Here is a 22,242-nt window from a genome sequence, read left to right as displayed (position 1 = left end):
GAATTACTAATATAAAAATTATTAAAATTACTATCAGATAATTCATTCCTGGCATCTTTGTCCTCCTCCTTCTTCTTCGAAACTACTTTTTTAGTTTTTAATTTTAAATGAACTTTGTACAAATACCCGCCATTGGATTTGAACCCCAGTAGTAGAACTTCGACAAGCTCAGTTCACTACGGGGCAAGGCCAATGACCTCTTCCCTTAAATCCTCCACTTTTATGTCTATCAGCCCAAGGCCTACGCTTGACAAACAAGATCAACCTTGAATTGCGACTACTTCCCAGTTAGGAGGGATGACTGGTTTTGTCGCTGATAGACAGAAAAGTGAAGAATTTATTTTATTTTCTATATAAATATTAGCATATTTTTTGATTTTTGTCAAGCCCCTCACCTAGAATACTGATGAATACTACGTTTTATTATTTACTAATTTCTACATAAAATATTTACATTTTTATATGAATAAAAAAACGGGCAGGTTTTCATCCTGCCCGCAACATAATAAGTAATCATCATATCAAAACTAATTTCTTCACCATAGTTTTATCGCCAATTTTAAAACTTGCAAAATACATTCCTCTTGGCAATTTTTTGCCATTTTCATCCCGGCCGTTCCAAGAAAAATTCTTAATCATCTTAACTTTTTGACCGCTGAGGTTGTAAATCTCAATCAAAGAATTTGCCGGCGCATTGAATTTGCAAAAATCGTAGAACGGATTTGGGAAAGCAGAAACTAAATCCTTTATTTTCCCCGGTTCTTCCGCGGCAATATCTTCTCCACAAGAATCAATTATAACCTGTTCCCCATTAGAGTCCAGATACCAAATATTATCCATGTAAATACCATAAGGATTAGAAACATCATTTACCAATATGTTAATAGTAAAAAATAGAGTATCTATCGTTCTAGGAAAAAGACCATAATTGTATTCTTTCCTGAATGGCCCGCATTCCTCTTGTGTCCAAGACGTATCTGTCCACATGGAATTGTCGGCCTCAAAAATACTATCATTATTTAACATGAAGGGATGTACCCTGATTTGATAAACTGAATCGTCATTTTGGAAACCTTTAATCTCGGCATTCAAAAAAAGAGTATCACTTTGAATCTGAATTGGCGGGTTAAACACTTTCATAAACATACAGTCCCCGCATTGCATATTCCCTGATATATAGGTGATTTTTAGGCTTTGCCGGCTGTTAAAAAGATTCCCGTGTTCTTGAGAAATCTCTACAGTATTTGTGTTGCGAAACCAATCCTTTGAATAACGCGCTTTAATAGCTGATGGCGCATTATTTGAATCTACTCCTACCCAATCAGATTGTGAAAAAACAGATCCTGATAATAAAACCGATAAAACTACAATTAGTAAAATTTTAAAGAACATTTTTCCTCCTTCTTGCCACGCCGTAACTTTCTAAGCGTAGGCGAGTTTTATTTAGCTAAACATTATTGTTCAAGCTATTTATTATATCATTTAAGCATATTTTAGACGTTTTGTCAAGCCCGTTATTATCTTTTTAGGCTTTAGGAATTAATTTGCAGCTTTACAAAAAGAAAAGGGCAAGCCCATTACCGACCCACCCTTTTAAAATATCTTAAATTTAAATATTTGACAATCTTATCCAATTCGTTCCATCTGAAACCATTGTTCTTGTCTGCCATTGAGTGCCTAATTGATAAGTCAGCGCAACTCCATCTATTGTCTGACCTGATGTCGTGGTATAACCGCACTGATTTGCTGAACTGTCTATTTTTTTTATCGTATATTCTCTTCCGGCAATACCCACTGCGGTGGGAAGAGTAATTACAAAACCTCCTCCGGATGCATCACATAATATAATATCGTCCGAAGCGGTTGCCGTATAAGTTGAAGTTTTGGTTACTATTGCTCTCGTGAAAGAACCATTAACATGAAGAGTGGAATTCGGCGCGGTTGTTCCGATACCGACTTTGCCGGTAGCATTTATCGTCACGTTCGGGCCGCTGCCATTATTGTAAAAATTTATAGAATTATCCGCCGGCTTAAGATAAATTAATTCTTTGTAAGTATCCGCATCAGTTATGCCGGAGCCGCCACTATCCGCATACATATACAAACTTTTATCTCCGCTGGTGCCTCCCGTAAATCTTGCGACTTTTGCTCCATGACCGCCCGTAACATCAAGTATGTACGAAGGCGCCATTCCAATACCGACATTACCCGCGCTGTCTATAACCATTCTTTCAGACAAGACCGTTCCGGCAGTAGAACCCGCATTGGTAAAAAAATGAATTTGTCCTTGCCCGGGATCGGGAGCAAATCCGATCGCTCCTCCTCGATAACCATTTACACTGGTTTTGGGTTTTCCAGTAGTCGTATCTAAATCAATATTTGAACCAATAAAATTTTCACGCCAATAGGCTCCCACATTTGTACCGCCAACTATATTTACCGGAACATAAGATCCGCCAAATTTAAAACTCGCCCCAATATAACTGCCAGTGTCAGCCATACTTAATTTATATCCGGGATTCGTCACGCCAATACCAATATTACCGGCAACAGTCAAAGAACTGGTAAATGTATTTGCGCCAAGATCAAGATGATAATTTGAATTAACGCGATCATAAAGAATATTCAATTGAGCATTACCGTTAATATCCAAATCAGCGGCCGGTGTTGTCGATCCAAGACCGACATTGCCTTCAAAATAATTTTTACTTAAATTTCCTTGAGAATAAATGCCATACCCTTCAACACCGGTTAATACAGTTGCCCTTATTGCTACCCCAGAATTACCTGATGAACAATTAGTCACACCAACAATAGCGCCACCCGTTGCATCATCAAGAGGCCAAGAGCATTCTCCGCTTCCCATTTCTCCCAAAATACCATAGCCACTTCCTCCATTGGCTCGCGCCACTCCCCAAACACCTCGAGTATAACCTTCGCCATAAAGACCGGCTGAATTAACATTGCTGGCTTGAATAAAAACACCCGCCGGTTGAAAAGGCAAAACACCATGACTCCAATCTCCATATCCATCATTTCTCTCAATAACTTCCAAATGATGCGTTGGTCCGGTTGTTCCGATACCGACATTATAGTTAAAATAACCTATTCCCGCTACTTCCAATTTACCAACAATTGCCAAATCATCTGCGCCGCTTGCAAGACTTGGAGAAAAACCGGTCGGACCGATTCGGGTATATGTATTGGCAGTTTCGGGATATAAAATTGCAATACCCTCATTCTGAGTATTTATGAGAAAACTTGAAATTCCTTTTGAACGAATATCTCCCGCAACATCCAGTTTGGCAGAAGGTATTGTTGATCCGATACCGACGTTGCCGGAATTATTATTATAAATATCAACACCATTGGACATCCAAAGACCAATCGCGCCCGTGCCCGTGGCAATTGAATCAACATATTGTTTTGTCGTGGCATCCGTGGATTCTTCCGGAGTGCCTAAATTAAAAATTTTCAAGGGCGTGGTATTTCCCATTTTTATCGCTTTGTCGGAAATAATATATTGACTCGGCACGGTTGCTCCCGCTCTTTCTATTCCCAAACAAATAACAAATAAAAAAACCAGAAAATAAATAAGTTTTGAAGATAAAATTAATTTTTTTCCACTTTTGCCAAGGGCTTTGGCGGACTTCATTTTATTGCGCATAATATTTTTATAAATAATAAATCTTATTAGTTCAACTATTATCATTTAAGCATATTTTAATGGTTTTGTCAGCCCCCTTTTTCTTTTTAACCCTGAAAAGGCTTTATTGTCGATCTTTTAAGGGATTGACAAAATCAAAATTTTATGCTAAGATTAATTTATAAAGGGTACTAGACCCTGTGTTGCCAGCGCTCGCTCGGAAAAGAAAATAAATTTTCTTTTCCCTCGCTCGCTTGGCAATAAATGACTCGAAAAAGGGTCATTTTCAAACAAAGGGGGATAAAATGTTTAACCTGTTCTTTACAATTTTATTACAAGTTTCTAACTTTACACCAAAAGCAACAGCAGATTGGACAATGCTTTTCTATATCTGTGGGGATGGTAATTTACAAGAAATTACTGAAAAATATTGTAAATCCATAATTAGTAATATGGATTTCGTGGGTAAATCTTATCCAGTAAATGTCGCCATAGAAATAGATGCTTTTGACGACAGCATACCAACTCGAAGATATTATTTATTTGGGGATTCATCAGTAGAAGAAATTATTGATTCTGAAATTAATATGGCTGATGAAAACGAACTGATAAAATTTTCGCAAGCGGCGATTCAAAAAATGGGTACCACATCTAAATATGCCCTAATACTCTACGGCCATGGCTGTAATTGGCATGGTATCATTCAGGATAAAAATCCTTTTGATTGGATGAGTATTCCCAATAAAAGATTTAAAACAGCGATTACGGGAGTAAAACAAGCAATCGGTCAAAACATCAATATTCTCGGATTAATGGCCTGTCAGATGCAGCAGTGGGAAGTTCAACAAGAATTATTAAGTCTCGTAGATTTGACAGTAGGTTGCTGGACAACTGCTAATGCCCCCCAGAGATTGACTTATTTCATTAGACTGCTTGAAAATCCATCTTGGTGTCAAGAAAGTTTGGCCGTAGCGCTTGCTAAGACAGATGGATTCTCGGCAATCAAAACTTCGGGAATAGATCAATTAACTCAGGATATTAACAGTTTAGCATTGATTCTAAAAACAGAATCAGATAGTGTTAAACAACAAATTATCGATGATGAAATTCTAATTAACGACGTAGGATATATTAACGAAAGAACAAGATTGGGAAGTTTTGCTATAAAACTTCGCGATGATCCATTACTTTCTGTTTCAATCAGAGCAATAGCTAATAACATCGTCAAAGATATTGATGAGATGATTGTTTATGATCCAGCCTCACAAAAACTTCAAGAAGTAATTGGTATTTATTTCCCGCAGACAGCTAGAAATTACGATACGACTTATAATGGGCTTTCATCCAGTGTAAATACCAATTGGGACGAGTATCTGAAAACTAATAATTTCCCATATTATTGGTACTTTGGTCGGTCGGATGATTATTATCATCCATATTGGAATCCTACTATCAATGACACGATTAAAGAAAAACATTATTGTTTCTCAAATGGCGGAATCAAGGGCACAAGATTTCATTTCAATTATCTTGATTTGGCAGATGGAGATACGATTGTAATTTCTGATAACAAAGGAAAAACTTTCCGATATACGGGCAAAAAAGGAGAATTTTTTACTCCAAGAATGGATACTATCGTCACAGTTGAATTCAGGGGACAATTTCCCATACCGCAAAATTGTTTTTGTTTAGACAATTTTAGCTGGACATCGGATGAAGAAATTATCGGCATCGCAGAAACGGAAGAAAAAATTCAGATAACCACAGATTTCTCCGTTTGGCCAAACCCATTCCAAAAAGAACTGCATATTGTAAATATGGGTTCAGAATCGGAAGCGACTATCTATGACATATCCGGAAGGGTTGTCAAAAAATTATCGCCGAAAGAATCAGTTTGGGATGGCGAAGATGAGTTAGGGAAAACGATTAATTCAGGAATTTATTTCCTGAAAATCGGAAAGAAAAGTTTGAAATTTGTAAAACTTGTAAATTAAAACAATCCCTCCGCTTCAAAATATCAAGTGGAGGGATTTTAAATTAATTCAAATTAAATAGAGGATGTGGCTTAAAAAAGCTCATCCTCTATTTTAATTAAATTGTTAATTATGAATTAACGTATTAACGAGTTATAAATTCTTTAATTCATTAATCCGTTAACTCGTTAATCTATTTAACATGCATCACGCCTTTCTCGCCTCTCTGGGAATGACCCGGAACATCACAAAAGAAAGAATAATCTCCCTTGGCTGGTGCTTTAAAAGTAATCGCCCGAGTTTCGTGTCCGGCAATACCGATTGCCACGGCGGATAAACTGGCGTCATCAAATTTAAAAACGTGAGTTTTCTCATCACCGGCAGTAACGGTTAAAGTGACAACTTGACCGGCTTTGACGGAAAATTCATTCGGAGTAAAACCGCTGGCAGTTACGTTTAATTGAACTGAACCGGCGGGAATTTCTGTTTCAGTTAAAGATTTTGATTGTTTCGGCGCTTCAGGCGCACCAGGCAAAGCATCTTGCTTAACCGGCGTTCCTTCCGGAGTAACAACTTCGCCTTCCTTGGTGACAAAACTTGTCCCAGGCGCGGCTTGTTTGGCTCCTTCAACCGGAGCGATCGGGGTTTCAACATTTGGAGTTGTCCCTGGCGTAACCGTTTCTTTTGGCACGGTTGTTTTAATGGTTTTTTGCGCAGGCATATTCTTCACGAGAATAATACCAACCACCACGAGTATCACGATAATGACGATTGTCAAAATTGTTTTTTTGTTCATAACTTTAATTAGATTATTAATTTATAAATTAACGGATTATAAATACTTAATTAATTTTCAATTTCTAATTTTTAATTTTTATTAAATTTTCAATTCTTTAATTTTTAAACTTTTTTATCCAGGGTGTTGGTAATTTTCTGAAAAATCAGATGAAATTCATGGGCTTCTTGCCAAAAAATTCTTATTTTTTCTTTCAATTCAGGATGATATTTAGCCAATATCCTTAACCAATATTTTGCTTCATTGGCCTCTTTTTTTGCAAATATATATTTTATTGCGAAAATCCTTTTTTGAGCTGGAAGCATTAGCTTCGCAATAATTAGCGCCGATTGAAGTTATGGCACGCGCTAATTGAGTAATAATATTACGATTAATATCGTCTCTCTTAATGCTTCTTATGAATTCTATTATGTCTTCGCTGAATTTGGCTGTTCTTTCTTCTAAATTATATTCCTTGTTTTTCGGGTTTGAAAATTGATTCATTTAAAATTCAATAGAAATTAGAAATTGAAAATTAGAAATTAGCTTATGTTCTTTATTTTCATAACTCGTTAATTCTTTAATAATCAATAGATTACTTATTGCAGACATCTGCATCGGGTTTTAATTGACAGACAACATTTTTCAAATCTTCGATTTCTTTTTGTTGTTCTTTGATGGCATTTACAGTTAATGCCGTAATTGATGTATCGTCCAAGCTCCAATAACCGCTATCCTGCAAGGCGCTGGCTTCAGGTAAAACACTTTTTACATTCTGCGCCGAGAATCCCACATGAACGAAATCTTCTCCTTTATAAGAAAATTTTATCGGATTAATTGCGGAAAGCGCGGCAAGTCCGCCTTGATAATATCCATAAATATTTTTCAATCGCTCATCAGATGTACAAATAATATCACCTGAAGTATTTGCGGAAAGAGTACCGGCTGTTTTACAAGCTGATTGGCGAATAGTTCCAGTAACATCCAATGCTTGTCCCGGATTTGTTATCCCGATACCGACTTTGCCAGCGGTTGTTACTCTTAATCTTTCTGTTGGAAGCGTTGCTCCATCTGTCGAATCTCTTGTCCCGATATAAAAATCTCCCTTTGTAGCACCGGAACCGTCTATAACTTTACTTCCGATAATAACTGGTGCTACTGTATTGGCTACTCCGAAATCAATTTCACTAATTGTATTAGTGGTTCCATCTCCTGCTCTGACATTCAATAGATGACCGGTAAATTGTGTTGTGTTATTTGTCGCCGAATAAACATTAAATTTAGAACCAAGTGATCCGTTATATCCTACTGTTACTGTATTTGCCCCACCATCAACAAAAAACATATTTGCGTTATCATTGCTTTCTACGCGAAAATCCAAGTCAGCGCTGTTGTCATTCAAGATTGTTCCTGTTCCGCCTAATAACCTCATATAAACTGTACCTGTATTTAAAAAATCGAAATAATTCACTCCGCCCGAACGCATAGGATAAATCCCGCAAGTCTCGGCCGCTGTTTCGCTGTCCTTCCATGCAATTCCACCATAGATTGATGAAGCATCATTTGTCATATTAATCTTTATCGCTGTTGCGGCATCTCCGTAGCTTCCGGCAACTTGTGTTCCTTTGATGTCTAAATATGTTGCTGGCGTAGCTGTTCCGATTCCAAGCTTACCATCACTCGTAAATGTAACTTTTTCAGATCCTGAGGTCAAAAAATGATGCCCACCCACTACGCTGTCATAATAAGTTTCCGAGCTTGCTTTGTATAATTGCCATCCATTTGTATTGGGCGATGAAAAAGTTCCAGCTCCTATTGAATAAGTATAATAATAATCGTCAACTCTCAATGGAATTACAGAAGATGATGACGAATAAATATGAAGTGGATTTACCGGCCCGGTTGTTCCAATTCCAACCTTACCATCTGAAGCGATTCTTATTCTTTCTGAATTATTAGTCATTACTTTTAAATTACCATCACTCGCCCAATCTAAACCGGTATCAGTATCGCCAATAGCTAAATCTATTCCCGGTGCTGTTGTTCCAATACCAATATTGCCACTAACTATTAAACTATTTGAAGGTGCGGCGCTAGCCCCGGCATAAGAACCAATAGCCATATTACCCGACACGTCCAGTTTGGATAACGGAGTATGATTTGCTAATCCAATTCCAACCTTACCGGAGCCAGTCATTACAATTTGTGTCTGTCCATTATCTTCACTACCATAAGTAAGCTTAAATTTTCCTTCATCAGAATAATCTATTCCCATTTTATAAAGCGCTCCCGAAGTATGAAATTGCATCATTGCATCATCGCTAGCTGAAGCGCTATATCCTTCAATTAATAGACCATCGGTTCCGTCAAAATTATAAGCACCTATTGTGCCTCCATAAACACTTAATTTATTACCCGGATTTGTCACGCCAATACCGACATTACCGCCCGCAGTTGTGGGGTTTAACACTAAGGGCACAGAATTATAAGTTTGAACTTGTCCATAAGCTCCGGATCCTTCCACTGACATTCTAATAGCCGATGTAAGCAACGGACTCCCACCAGCAGGACCCGTAGACATAATAGAACCATTAACTCTTAATTTATCTATAGAAGCAGTTGTATAACCGATACCGACATTGCCTTCAATTATTGCTCCGCCGTCGGGAGCAGCTACAGCAGCATAAGTTTCATCAGTGCCGATTGAAATTCCGCCAACACCCGCTCCGGATAAAATTGCTAATTTACTAACTGGATCCGTCACCCCGATACCGACATTGCCGGAAATAATAGCTCCCTCTGTCGGTGGGGTAATGTCCAGTCCACCTACAGTCAAACTGGGTGCATAAACATAACCTCCAAAACTAGAATGACCACCACTATCAAGTCCTAAAGTAGCACCTGAACCATTATTGGATTCTAAATACAAATCACCATAAGACGTGATACGATTAATATCACCATTGTCAGTTCTAAAAACCATTCCTTCACTGGAAGCTCCAGTCGTAGAAAGAATCAACCATTTTTGTCCACTACCGCCAGTGGATTTATTAATTTGTAAAATTGCCGTCGGATCCGTTGTCCCAATACCGACGTTGCCGGAAACAGCAGAATATTGATTATTGCCGGAAATTGTCCAGTCGCCATCGCTGATAGAAGTGGCAGGAGACCAAGTAGCTAAACCAACTGCATCCGAAATTAAAATTTTACCAGCGCCAGGTACCCCTCCTCTGATTTTTATTTGGCCATTAACATCAAGATTTGTTGATGGGATTGTTGTTCCAATGCCGACATAACCAGTAGAAAGCAAAGTTTCAGTAATAACGGCTCCTGGAGCAAGATGAAGTTTTTGAGTACCTTCTGTTCTAATAACTAAATCATTTTGACCACTGTTTGTAGCTAAATTACCAGCTGCACCCGCAATACCAATACGAGCATAAGCAGTACCTGCCGAAGTTGCGAATTTAAGTACAGGACTAATATTTGATGCTGCTCCTTGAATTTGAATACCTTGATCATTAGTACTCGTATTAACTGTTAATACCATGCCTGGAATCGTCGTCCCAATACCGACATTGCCGGTAGTTTTTTTGACTGTCAAATAATCAGCAACTCCTGTCTCTCTGATTGTAAAATCTCCCACATTCGGATATCCGCTAAATAATCCCCAGCGTACATCTCCGCTCTGACCACCTTTAATATATTGAGCTGAATAATTATTAGTGCTTACAATTTGCGATGCCACAACCCCTGAACCATAAACATCAAGATTAAAACCCGGAATTGTTGTTCCTATTCCGACATAACCGTCTGTTTTTAAATATATTCCACTAGGCATGGTATTATCCGCACCTGTGGCAGTAATTCCTATACCCTTACGAACTCCTGAACCATTTTTATTGGAAGTAAATATAAAATCATCAACAGTTTGATATAAAGAAAGATATTCATTATTTGCACCACCGTTATTAGACCATATTGTTGAATAATTGGTATCCGGTGTTACGATTGAAAGTTTTGCTCCCGGATTTGTTATTCCAATTCCGACGCTTCCGGCAAAATAATTATCATCACTTCCAGAAGCATATACAGAACCATTGGAATATAATCCCCAACCCGTACCACCTGCGGCAGGATTAAGAAAATAACCGATTGGATCACCACGAGAATAATAGGTATTCGCCGCAATATTGCCATTAACATCTAATTTTGTAGCCGGTATTGATGATCCGATTCCGACAGTACCATCCAAAATAGCCGCATAATCATTTCCATAAGCATAAATACCAATCGCTTTATTTCTATTACTGCTATAAGTGCCATAAAAATAACCGCCATAACTGTTATAAGAAGCGTCATTGGTTTTTCCTTGTCCATAGACACCAATAACATCAGCGCCGGAACCTGTATAATTACGCCCAACTATACCAATATTAGCCGAAGGTAGCGTTGCCGTGCTGCTATAATTATTGGCAACTTCCAATTTTGCGACCGGAATTGTTGTTCCAATACCGACGCTATTACCAATAGTAGTTAAATAAATATAGCTGTCAGTAGCCGTCCAACCAGTATTTGTTAAAACTACTGATTTAACATATCCTTGTGTCGCGGCGTTATCATCATCTACCGGAGTAGCTAAATTAAAAATCCCGTGCTCATTCATGTCTAAATATTTCAGCATATCAATCTGATCATTGTCCAGCGGATCAGCTGCCCTTACTTTTTCTACTCCCCAATAAGAAAAACAAATTAAAATTAAAAAAATCGAAAAATAAATAATTTTTGAAGAAAATATTTGTTTTTTCATATATTTAAACAATCAATTTTATACTTAAAAATACTAACTTTACTCTTATATTGTATCCCCTTTTTATGGGTGGGTCAATAATATAAAGTGGATAATTAAAAAATGCAAAATGTAAATATCAAAAATTAAAATTACAATTCAAAATGTCAAAATTATTTCTTACCCTTGAGAGTTAAAATGCTGGAAGCCAGAATATTGGCTATTTCTATCAGTTCTTTTAATGACCACTGCAATTCATTTTTATCTCCTTTGTCAGTATCTCTTAATAATGTCAGCCAAACCTTAGATTCATTGGCTGATTTTAAAGAATGAGTGAAAAAATTAATAAAATCTTTCTTTGAGCTGGCTGAGTTTGCCTCAATATAATTTGCCAAAATGCTTGTTCCACTTCTTAGAAGCTGTTTTCCCAAGACATTACATACGGAGTCTTTGGGAAGCTTGTCTATAAACTTGATTAATCTTAAAACCCAGTTATAAAGGCGTTTTTTGAATTCATTTTTAAAATTTACATTGTCATTTTCCATTTTGATTTTTCAATTTTAAATTATCAGAAAATTCTATTTATACCAATACCAAAGATAGATTGAGTTTAAAACCGGGACAGTATAAGAATCATTGGAATTTGGCGTTAAAATAATTTTATAGCGAAGGTCATTGCCAACTGTCTTAAAAATAACCGGCTTGCCTATTTCCGCTTTTTCCCAATTTTTTCCGCCATCATTTGAAAGCCAATATTCTGTTTGAGCGCTGTCTATTTTGCCTTGTAAATTGGTGATTTGAGCCGCTTTAATTTCAGTTACGGAAAAATTAATTTTAGCGGAAACGATTTGGCGAGGTTTGGATAAATCAAAACCCAAATCGTTAAATTGATAAATTTTTGTTCCGCCTGACGGTACCCCGGCAATAAGATAGCCTGAATCTTGATTTTGAGGATAAGGAATAATTTTTAAAAAATCGGGATTAAAAGTAAACCAAAATTTCGGATCAATTCTGACATTGGTTCCGCCTCCCCAGCGAATAATGGAACGGTCTTCATTTTTTATGTAAATTGAATGAGAAAGTTGATAAAGATGAAACGGCTTATTGGCTGAAATTCGCCAACCAAAATCGCCGGATAAATCAATCAGTTTATTTTGAGGAGTAATTTCATAGGCCTGAGTAAAATAACTTCCCCAAAAAAGAAAAATGTTTTTATTTTTTAAAATTAAAAGTGACGGCCGGCCCGGATATTCGGCCGTAAAAGTGATACCTTTGTTATTTAGAGTTTCATTTTTAATTTCATTAATCTCATATTGATACAAAGGCGCGGACTCAGACGGACTTGACGCGGACTGACGCGGAATTTTCTTAGATAGAACCACCAGCCAATTTTCCGCTGATAATCCCTTAGAAATAACCACTTGATCAGGATTATTTTCTTTTAAAGATTTTGTCAAATTTTCTAAAGTCGTTAAACTGCCATTAGTGTCAACTTTAAAAATAGTTAACGGCTCGCTGATGGCAATTAAACAATTTTTTTCGCCGCATTCTATTTGAATATCTTTAAAAGATGAAATCGGCCATGATTTTTCAGCTATTAATTCAATCCGTGGATGATCTGTTTCTGAATCCGTAATTTTTAAAATATCAATTTTAAGATTGTTGGCTTGCCCTGAGCCGTTTGGCACTGAGCTCACGGCCGAAGTGTTGGTTGAAGGGTCTTGGCTGAAAAGCAGCCAATTTGAAGATGAAGTAATTTTTTCCAAACCGAGAATTGACGCGGTATCACTAAGACCTAAAGTTGAAAAGTCAACCCGTTCGGCAGACTCAGGGTTGATGTTGAGCAAAGTCGAAACATCAAATTTTGACCAGTGATTTTCTTTAATCTGCCAAATCAACAATTGTTTTTTCTGACTGATGCGGTGAGTGCCGACAAACAGAGCAAAATCACCTTCAGAACTGATTTTTTCCGGAATAAAATTAATTAAAAAATCACCGGCCGAAACTTCTTCAGTATCTAAAACCGGCGGGAAAATAAGATTTTGGCTGGTCCAATCAAAATATAAATTGGTCCGAGTTGTATCCAACCAAGCCTGGCCCGAGAATGAATCACTAAAAGTGGCCGAAGAATATTCGGAAAGAGAATTTTTCGCCCCTTCGACGGGCTCAGAGTTAGTCCCTTTGACAGGCTCAGGGTTAGATTTTGTTTCCGGCTGCGGTTCAGTATTATAAAAAAATCCCGGCGCTTGAGCGTTTTTGGCAAGCAAAATTATCGCAAGCAAAACTAAAATTATAAAAATAAAAAATAGTAAAAAATGTTTTATTCTAAATTTTTTACTATTTTTTTTAATCATAAGGGCAAAACCCTTTAAAGTTACTCTGTAATAAACATTTGGCCAACTTCCTTGGAATGATCCGGATTGCTGCAAGCAAATTCATAAGTTCCCGCGATCGGCGCATTAAAGGTAAGACATCTTGTTTCTGTTCCAATAATAGTAATCACCAGCCCGCTTAAACTCGGATGACGAAAATTAAGACTATGCGATTTATCATCAAGTCCCACTAAGCAAAGAGTTACTACTTGGCCGGCCTTGGCCCGAAATTGAGAAGGTTCATAACCATTTTGAGCGCTCACTTTTATCGTCAAAGCTGATTTAGGAATTTTATTTTCTTCAATCGGCGCGGATGGTTTTGGGGTTTCTTTCGCCCCCGGGGCAACGCCCTCCGGACTGGCTATTTTTCCTTCATCAGTTAAAATTTTTCCTTCTCCGGTAACCGGACTGGCACCAGGCACAATCGCTTTCGGTTCTACAATTTGCGAAAGATTTAATTCCGGGGCGGCTACAGTTCCTTCAGGAACTACCACGGGAGTTGTTTTTTCTCCCTGGCCTGTGGCAGGAATAGTTGATTTTTTGGGAAGATTTAAAATAACGATAACTGCGCCAATAATCACCACGACAATTATAATTATCCAAATAATTTTTTTGTTCATATATTTTATAATTAGATTATTAATTATTCTATTTGATAATAAATGAAGCTTTTTCATTTTGGTCTTTAGATAAGGTTGGCCAATTTTGCCAATCAAATCTTTTGCCGGTTAAACGGTAAGAAAATTCAACCATTTTGTCGCCGCGAATAATTATTTTATCGCCTTCAATCAAATAATATATATCAGCTGATTCTCCATAAGGGGTAATCAATATATCCACGTTATCGCGCGAGAAATCCACTGCATTCCTCCAAACCCATAAGTCAGAGCCAATCTCTATTTTATTAAAATCAATTATGTATTCGTATTCTGAAGTTTTTGTTTCAAAAAGTTTTGCTTTGCCGGTGTATTCTTCTTTCACTCCGCCAGCAATTGAAGCGGCATAAGTCGCATACTTTTTACCATTAATTTCATAGACCGGATCAATGGTTGCAACGGTAAGTTTATTAACATTTGTAATATTTCTATCACCATCAGGAGCATCTAGCATGTCTATTTCACCAACAGCCAATTGCCCCCAAACACTTAAAAGATTAGAAGGTACCGTTGTCCCAATACCAACATTGCCGGCAAAATAATCATAAGTTTCTCCAGTACTATAAATACCATATTTTGTATTACCTCCTGCCCCAGAAAAATTAGACAAATCAGAATAAAAACCAAAGGCATTACTGTTAGTTGGACTTCCTCGTAAAATAGAAACAACACCTGCCGCATTAGTATTCCCCTCGGTTGCAGCAGTAACATCTGACCAAGCACCTATATAACCGCCATAACCACTTTTCCAGTCAGTAAGGCCATATAAATTAACATTACCCGTAACAGGTCCGGCTATCACCCCAAATCCCAAATCTCTAGGATATTGACCAGCCGGAGCATAAAAATCATAGTTCCCCTTTGTATTAACAACGCTTGTACCAGTAGTATTATACCCATTTACTTGTAAATTATGTGTCGGGCCTGTCGTTCCAATACCGACATAGCCGGTAGAATATTTAATTGCCATGTGGTCGGTAGCGCCTGCTCGGAATCTTAAATCAGATGCGCTATCATTTGTTGTATAGGTTCTCCATAAATCAGTGCCTGCTTGAGCGTAAAGATAGCCCATGGTGGTGCTATTATCCGGTCGGTGAGTACGAATATTCCCAGAATATACTTCAAGTTTTTCTAAGGGGTTTGTTGTTCCGATGCCGACATAACCAGTACTATTAATTCGAACCTTTTCACTATTACCTCCTGTAGCAAATTTAATAATTCCCGCAGCATTATCTGCCATTAGGGTTAATCCACCAGCCCCATTAAAATATGTAAATCCACCATTTGCAGAAACGGCACCATAGGCGTCATGAGTAGAACCATATAGTCCTTGAGTGTAGGCACTACCTAAATCATTAATCATAAATACCTGCGCAGCTCCAGCAGAATTGGCATTTTCAATTTTTATATTTGTATAAGCTGCTTGGTCTTTTTTAAGATGCAATAATTCTACTGGCACTGTCGTTCCGATGCCGACATTGCCGGAATTAGCCTTATAAATATTGCCAGTCATACTACCTTGCCAAAGACCAACACTGCCCGTTGCGATAGCATCAACATAACCTTTATTCGCGGCATAAGTATCAGGATCGCCAGCTCCCAATGGCGTTAAACCGGTAATATAATGAGAACCGCCGCCTTGAAAAGTAAGTCCGCCGCCATCAACAACTAATTTATTAGCACTTGGTCCAGTTGTCCCAATACCGACATTGCCCGTATTCGGTTGAAGAATTAAATTTCCGCCATAAGCCAAGCCACTATCGCTGGTTTGTAAAATTGCCGCTCGATTGGCTATGGTGGCCGCTCCTGTAATTGAAAAATTCAGTTTAAAGGGATTTGTATCATTGGTCACCATGTTAATTGCATCGCGCTCTGTGGTATCGGTTTTTGCGTATGGTATGGCTACGGATAATTGCGATATTGGCGCGGTTGTTCCAATGCCGACATAACCGCTCGTGCTGATTACCATATCATCAGTAGTGCCTGCTCGCCTGAATACTAAATTATCATTACTGGCAGTGGCATTCATACCCACAAACCATTTCTCTGAAGCTTCTCTGTCTAATCGCAAACCGGTATAGTAATGGGTTGTGTTATTATTATTAATTCTGGTTATAGCCGCATCTCCGGAATCCCAAACATCAAGTTTATATCCCGGTATTGTCGTCCCGATGCCGACTTTGCCGTTATTTGCTATTCTGACTCGTTCTAATAATCCATCTGAACCTCTTGTTGTAAATCTTAAAGAAGCATACGCACCTGCCGCATCGCGCACCCCTGCAATTTTAGTTCCCACAGTTGCCGTATCTGTTGAAGTAATAAAATCAATAGCTGAACCATCTTCATTGGTTCCGCTATGCGGATCTAATGTAAGAAAAGTAGTAATACCTCCACCGCCAACTGCTTTATAAATATGCAACGGTGAAACCGGTACTGTTGTCCCAATACCGACATTACCCGTTGACAATAAAGTCATTACATCTGGAGATGCTGCTCCAGTAGCTTGTAATGTTAAAGTTTTACTGCCAGCTGTAAGTTGTCCAATTTTCCACTCTTGTTGTCCATCTTGATATAAATCAAGATAAGGAGTGGTTGAACGACTTTGGACATAACTATCACTGCGAATATAGCTAGTGGCTAAAATTTGTCCATTTACATTTAATTTATACGCTCCCGGATCCGTTGTTCCAATTCCGACATTGCCGCCATTTGGTTGCAACACGATATCCCGATAACCAGTATTCTGCTCGACTGATTGGAGTGAGTAATAAGAATCTGCTCCTGCCGCAGACCTACCAATAATAAATTGAAAAGGATTTGTCGCATCAGAACTGCTAATCGCGACTAACGCATTATCAGCCCCGGATTTTGCTGTATTGTTGATCTGTAATTTATACCCCGGAACCGTTGTCCCGATACCGACTTTGTCAGTAAGAGTCGTAGAATAAAGATATCCATTTCCACTATCGCGGGTCCAATAATTTCCACCCACAAGATTAGTATAAACGCCACCATGTTCTGAAACCTTAAATACATTGGCCGTTGAATCAAAATATATTCTGCCTTGACCCGCAGGTGAAGTTGAAGGAGCAGCCATACCTCGAGCGGTTAAAGCACCATTAATATCTAAGACCGTAGTCGGGATTGTTGTCCCGATGCCGATGTTGCCACCGGATAATACTGTCATTCTATTTGAACCTGCTGTATAAATATTAAAGGAATCGGCAGTATCTCCGAAATTTCCCAATTTCCAAGTATCAGCCCCCGATGTCTTATATATAACACCACCATAGGTAGTGTGAGTACCTTCTAATCTAAGATAAACGGCTTTAGAAGCAGCCGTTGCGCGAACTCCAACATTAATATCATTTGTATTATCTACCACATCTAACTTGTATGCCGGAATTGTTGTCCCGATACCCAAATTCGCGCCTGTCATTCTCATCATTTCGCGATTTGAACCGTCATTGCCGTAAAATGAAATAAAACCACCGCCGCCGAGGCTTCCAATCCTTAATTCACTCCCTGAGGCATAAAGATATTTTGTCGTTCCGCCATTAAGATATAAATTAGTTCCAATTTGGACAATGCCATTGACTGTCAATGGATATCCTGGAACTGTTGTTCCGATGCCGACATTGCCAGTAGAATATTGAATTGTCATATGGTCGGTAGCGCCTGCCCGGAATCTTAAGTCAGATGCGCTATCATTGGTTATATAAGTTCTCCATAAATCATTAACTCCTTGAGAAAAAAGAAGGCCCATAGTAGCGCTATTATCCGGACGGCGAATATTAATATTTCCGGAATATATTTCAAGTTTTTCTATCGGACTTGTTGTTCCAACACCTAAATTACCCAGCTTGCCCTGGCTGGTTAAACCCTCATTAATCGGCGGCGAAGTATTTCCGTCCGGCGGACTTAAAGTCGGTTCTGTCCAGGCAAAAACAACCATTGCGCTGGCACTGATAATTAAAATAGCGATAAAAAAACTTTTTACTAAAAATTTATTAGTTATCGCTTTATTGGAAATTTTCATATTTTTATTAAAAATTCTTTCTGAGAATTTTAATTATTATACTATTAAGTATATTACTAATTATAAAATTTACAATTCTTTAAGGGTGGATAAAAACATTAAAAAAATTATATCCCGAATTTCTGCCACTTCGGATAATTGTCATTTATCTGACGTTCGTAACCGCCATAGAATCCTTCCGCCGTGATATTTACACCAATCGGCAGGGTAGCGGAATTTGGTTTTAAAGTATAAGTGCCGGTTCCGCCTGAATTATTTATTCTAATTCGATAATAATTTGTCGGAATAGACGGACTAAAAGTAATATCCTGTCCGGTAAAATTCGAGTAAAAAATTTGATTTTCCGTAGAAGAACATCCGTTACTGGAAGCGGTACATTGATAAAAAATCAAATCACCAAAACCATCGCCCGTCCGATCAATTCTCAAGGCCGTAGGATAAGCCGTGCTGTTTAGATCCAAATTCAATTGAAAGGATTCTCCTTCTCCCAAAGAAATTATCCAAGGATCACTATTTGTTATATCAATACCCGTATCGGGATTTTCAACGTCGATGCTAACACTGGCTGAATAAGTCGCGGAAGTCGCGCCATAAATTATACTGCCCTCGGTAACGGTGGTAACACTGGCGTAATTTTTAAACACTCCATAAATCGCTTTTTCAACCGCGGTTTCAGCGGCAAAAAAGGCTTTTTCGGAAACTTCAGCGCCTTTGACTATCTGCGTATGTCTAACAATAGTTTCTCCAACGATAACCGTGCCCGTTAAAATAGAAGAAATAATCAAAAGAATTAAAATTATGGAAAGACCATCTTTACTAGAATTTGGTCCGCCAGCTGGCGGATTGGAATTTGGAACCAGTTTTAGTATATTTTTATTTTCCATATTTTATGTTATTTTCTTATTTTTATTTTTTCTAAATTCTATATTCTAAATTCCAAATTCTATTTTTTGAGCTCGTATCTCTGGGGAACCGTCTGCTCAAGAATTATTTGTTTTTCACCGGGTTTCTCAATTAAAGATTTTAATTTTAAAATTATAGTAACCCGAGGATGAATATAAGTAATAGAACCGGCCGTAAAAGGATTAGTAAACGGATTGATATAAAAATCAAGGCGCTCAACACCCAAATTAGCCATAGTTATTGTTTGATAAGTATCGCCCGTGGAGGGACAATCATTGGTCGTGCAGTCAACACCTCTGCATATTTTTAGGACACCTCTGTTTGCATTATTCGGATCAAGACATCTTTTATATCTGATTTTATTCGGCGTCGCACTAAAATCAAGTAAACATAATTTTGCCACTCTTGATGAAGTATTGTCTCCTACTTTCAGGGTGCTCACGTTTATAATTCCGCAATCTTTCTCATCACTATCGCCATATTCATCATAATCTATTTTATTGGCGCGGATATCTTTCACAATCAAGCTCATGATATACTGCCCATCTTCCTGAAGATTCAATTGCCCCAAACTTTTACTGCGCGTGCCGATAATATTAATATAAATACCAACTGCTGATAAGATCACTACTACTAAAATACTTAAAGAAATCAAAAGCTCAATGAGGGTGAAACCCTTATTACTAGAATTTGGAATTTGGAATTTGGAATTTGGATTAGAACTTAGAATCAATTTAGATTTTTTAATAAAAGCATTCAATAATTTATGAACGCTTGTTATTTGCCCAATAGCTTCTCTAAACTCTATTTGATCTAAATATTTTAAATCTTTGGCTATTAAAAATTGATTTTGGACTTCAGTCAGTGAGCCAAGAGCCATATAATAAAACTGTAATTTTTCTTTAAAACTTTGTCTGGAAAATCCTTCAGCGATATTAGACGTAATTGAAACTCCGGCTCGACGCATTTGATTTGTTAAACCAAAAAGTTCTTCTTTTGGAAATTTTTTGGTAATTTTATAAATCAATAAAATAAGCTTATGGCTTTCCTGCCACACCATCAAATCAGTAAATGATTTTATTATTGTTCTTTCTTCCATATTTTAAATTTTTTGTTTTTTATTCTAAATTCTAAATTCCATATTCTAGATTCCATCTTTATCTCCAATCTGTTAAATGAGTTTTAAGTTCAATACTGTGCGGTCTTCCTCTCTCTGTCCAATAAACCGTGGAGGTAATTATTTTTTCGCAATCTCCCACGTTAAGACAATTTCCGCCTAAAATATCGCCATCAGAAATATTAATTAATCTGCGATAAATCGTTAATGTATTACTGCCGGAATCACGAGTATAAACATCATTACCGGTTATATAAAGACTGCAATTATCACATGCACCAATTGTAGCGGAATCGGCTGCGGTTAAACTGGAATCGTCGTAATCAACTATCCAATTGCCATTTGTCATACCATAAGGCCAGGTTTGATCCGGATCCAATCTTTGGCTACTCCTGATGGCATTAATAATTTCAACCCCTTCGCGAGCCAAATTTGTCGCTATCACTCTTTCCGAGGTTTGTCCGCTTAACATTAAATTGCTTAAACCTACAGATAAAATAGCCACTATGGCGACCGTGATCATGCCAATAGCAACAATGGTCTCAATTAAACTTTGCGCGCTGCGTTTCATAATTTATAATTTTGATTTCTAAAATAATTTTTAAGATTTTGATTACTATGGCGACTTGCGGACATCAACTTCGCCATAAGCCTTAATTCTCACATAAGCATTTAAATTTTCTTGAGTTTGAGTGAGGATTAATGTTTTCGGATCCCCAAGTTGGCTTCCATCAACATAAATTGTACTCTGAGGTGGAATAAAAATTATGGTCGTTCCGGTCGGACTCGCTTCCACATACTGAGTAAAATCAAAAGATTGAACAACCGTATCTTCGGCTTCATATAAATGACTGGAGCCTAAATTATCATTAACAAAAAGTTTATAAGAATTAGTTGTAATATAAACGCCGTATCCATCGTCCGGCCTGATCCCATTAATTTGCTGGCCGCTTAAAGACATCATTTGGGCCTGTTTAATAACTCCTGCTAATTTTTCCGCGTCGGAATTAATATTTACGGAACGACCGCCGCTTCTCATATTGGCAAAAACCATCCCGGCAATTAAAGCTGTAATACTGATAACAACAACAAGCTCAATAAGAGTGAAAGCTCTTTTACCGGAATTTGGTCCGCCAGCTGGCGGATTGGAATTTGGAATCGGTTTTAGTATATTTTTATTTGCCATATTCTAAATTCTAATACAAGTACCAATTAATTATTTGTTGACCGTAAAAAATTGCGGCAAATGTTCCGATAGCCAAAAACGGCCCCAGGGGAATCATGCTTTTTATTCCTTTCTTTTTGCCAATCAATAAAATTAAACTGATTAAAGTGCCGACAATGTAAGAAATAAAAATCGCCACTGCCAACTGTGACCAATTACCCAAAGCCATGCCCATAAAAATACCGATTCTATAATCGCCCAGTCCAACTCCTTTGCCTTTGGTTATCCAATATTGGAGAAGAAAAAAAAGAACAGCGATTAAAACAGTTAAAAATATTTTAATCGCCGAATAACCGAGCAATAAATCCAAGACAAAAACTATTCCGGCCGAAGGCAGAAGAACAACATCTTCAATTTCAAGATATTTAAAATCATAAACAAAAGTAAAGATTAAAACGGCTGAGATAATCCAATAGCGAAAAAGTGAAATATAAAATATAGAGTCTAAAATATGAAGCCTGGAATCTAAAATTAAAAAAGAAAATACAAAAAGAAGACCAGTCGCCAATTCAACTATCGGATACTGCCAAGAAATTTTTTGATGGCAATGACGGCAACGCCCTTTTAAAAAAATAAAACTTAAAACAGGAATATTATCATACCCGGCAATTTGATGGCCGCAATCAGGACAAACAGAACGTCCTTGAATTGATTTTTTAATATGCAAACGCCAAATCAAACAGTTCAAAAAACTGCCGATTGACAAGCCAAAAATAAAACTGAAGAACCAATAAAAAACATTCATAATGA

General features: G+C 37.5%; 15 protein-coding genes. 1 reads left to right on the top strand and 14 read right to left on the bottom strand.

The features are described from left to right. Positions 1-516: 516 nt before the first annotated feature. On the bottom strand, positions 517-1,392 hold the full coding sequence (locus tag PHF10_01745; protein MDD5534452.1) for a T9SS type A sorting domain-containing protein: 876 nt from the start codon (positions 1,390-1,392) through the stop codon (positions 517-519). Between the two features lie 217 nt (positions 1,393-1,609). Continuing rightward, a complete protein-coding gene (locus tag PHF10_01740) occupies positions 1,610-3,667 on the bottom strand; it encodes a hypothetical protein (protein MDD5534451.1) in 2,058 nt (685 codons plus the stop codon). Between the two features lie 284 nt (positions 3,668-3,951). Here PHF10_01740 and PHF10_01735 point away from each other — a divergent pair, with 284 nt between their 5' ends. Then, positions 3,952-5,640, top strand: a complete 1,689-nt coding sequence (locus PHF10_01735) for a clostripain-related cysteine peptidase (protein MDD5534450.1) — start codon at positions 3,952-3,954, stop codon at positions 5,638-5,640. A 172-nt stretch (positions 5,641-5,812) separates the two neighbouring features. Here the strand turns inward: PHF10_01735 and PHF10_01730 are convergent, their stop codons facing one another. The 12 genes from PHF10_01730 to PHF10_01675 form a co-directional block, all read right to left on the bottom strand. Next, positions 5,813-6,415, bottom strand: coding sequence for a cupredoxin domain-containing protein (locus PHF10_01730; GenBank protein ID MDD5534449.1), 603 nt, complete (start codon positions 6,413-6,415; stop codon positions 5,813-5,815). A gap of 240 nt (positions 6,416-6,655) precedes the next feature. Then, entirely contained in the window at positions 6,656-6,898 is a 243-nt protein-coding gene (locus PHF10_01725; GenBank protein ID MDD5534448.1) for a four helix bundle protein, read from the bottom strand. 91 nt (positions 6,899-6,989) lie between these two features. Further along, entirely contained in the window at positions 6,990-11,201 is a 4,212-nt protein-coding gene (locus tag PHF10_01720; GenBank protein ID MDD5534447.1) for a tail fiber domain-containing protein, read from the bottom strand. Between the two features lie 152 nt (positions 11,202-11,353). Next, positions 11,354-11,725 carry a four helix bundle protein gene (locus tag PHF10_01715; protein MDD5534446.1) on the bottom strand — a complete coding sequence of 124 codons (372 nt, stop codon included), beginning with the start codon at positions 11,723-11,725 and terminating at the stop codon, positions 11,354-11,356. Positions 11,726-11,758: 33 nt separating this feature from the next. Next, the gene (locus PHF10_01710) at positions 11,759-13,534 is read right to left on the bottom strand and encodes a hypothetical protein (protein ID MDD5534445.1); all 1,776 of its coding nucleotides are present in this window, start codon (positions 13,532-13,534) and stop codon (positions 11,759-11,761) included. 20 nt (positions 13,535-13,554) lie between these two features. Further along, on the bottom strand, positions 13,555-14,172 hold the full coding sequence (locus tag PHF10_01705) for a cupredoxin domain-containing protein (GenBank protein ID MDD5534444.1): 618 nt from the start codon (positions 14,170-14,172) through the stop codon (positions 13,555-13,557). 28 nt (positions 14,173-14,200) lie between these two features. Further along, positions 14,201-18,247 carry a hypothetical protein gene (locus PHF10_01700; protein MDD5534443.1) on the bottom strand — a complete coding sequence of 1,349 codons (4,047 nt, stop codon included), beginning with the start codon at positions 18,245-18,247 and terminating at the stop codon, positions 14,201-14,203. Positions 18,248-18,354: 107 nt separating this feature from the next. Next, positions 18,355-19,131, bottom strand: a complete 777-nt coding sequence (locus tag PHF10_01695; GenBank protein MDD5534442.1) for a hypothetical protein — start codon at positions 19,129-19,131, stop codon at positions 18,355-18,357. A gap of 59 nt (positions 19,132-19,190) precedes the next feature. Continuing rightward, positions 19,191-20,249 (bottom strand): four helix bundle protein, encoded by a 1,059-nt coding sequence (locus PHF10_01690; GenBank protein MDD5534441.1) that lies wholly within the window; start codon positions 20,247-20,249, stop codon positions 19,191-19,193. A gap of 58 nt (positions 20,250-20,307) precedes the next feature. Continuing rightward, positions 20,308-20,838, bottom strand: coding sequence for a hypothetical protein (locus PHF10_01685; protein MDD5534440.1), 531 nt, complete (start codon positions 20,836-20,838; stop codon positions 20,308-20,310). Positions 20,839-20,883: 45 nt separating this feature from the next. After that, positions 20,884-21,453 (bottom strand): prepilin-type N-terminal cleavage/methylation domain-containing protein, encoded by a 570-nt coding sequence (locus tag PHF10_01680; GenBank protein MDD5534439.1) that lies wholly within the window; start codon positions 21,451-21,453, stop codon positions 20,884-20,886. Positions 21,454-21,463: 10 nt separating this feature from the next. Next, positions 21,464-22,237, bottom strand: coding sequence for a prepilin peptidase (locus tag PHF10_01675; GenBank protein MDD5534438.1), 774 nt, complete (start codon positions 22,235-22,237; stop codon positions 21,464-21,466). Positions 22,238-22,242 lie beyond the last annotated feature (5 nt).

The organism is Patescibacteria group bacterium (assembly GCA_028716665.1).
Classification (GTDB): domain Bacteria; phylum Patescibacteriota; class Patescibacteriia; order UBA2591; family JAQUPP01; genus JAQUPP01.
Note: the sequence above shows the minus strand (reverse complement) of the source record. Positions and strands in the feature narration are given on the sequence as shown.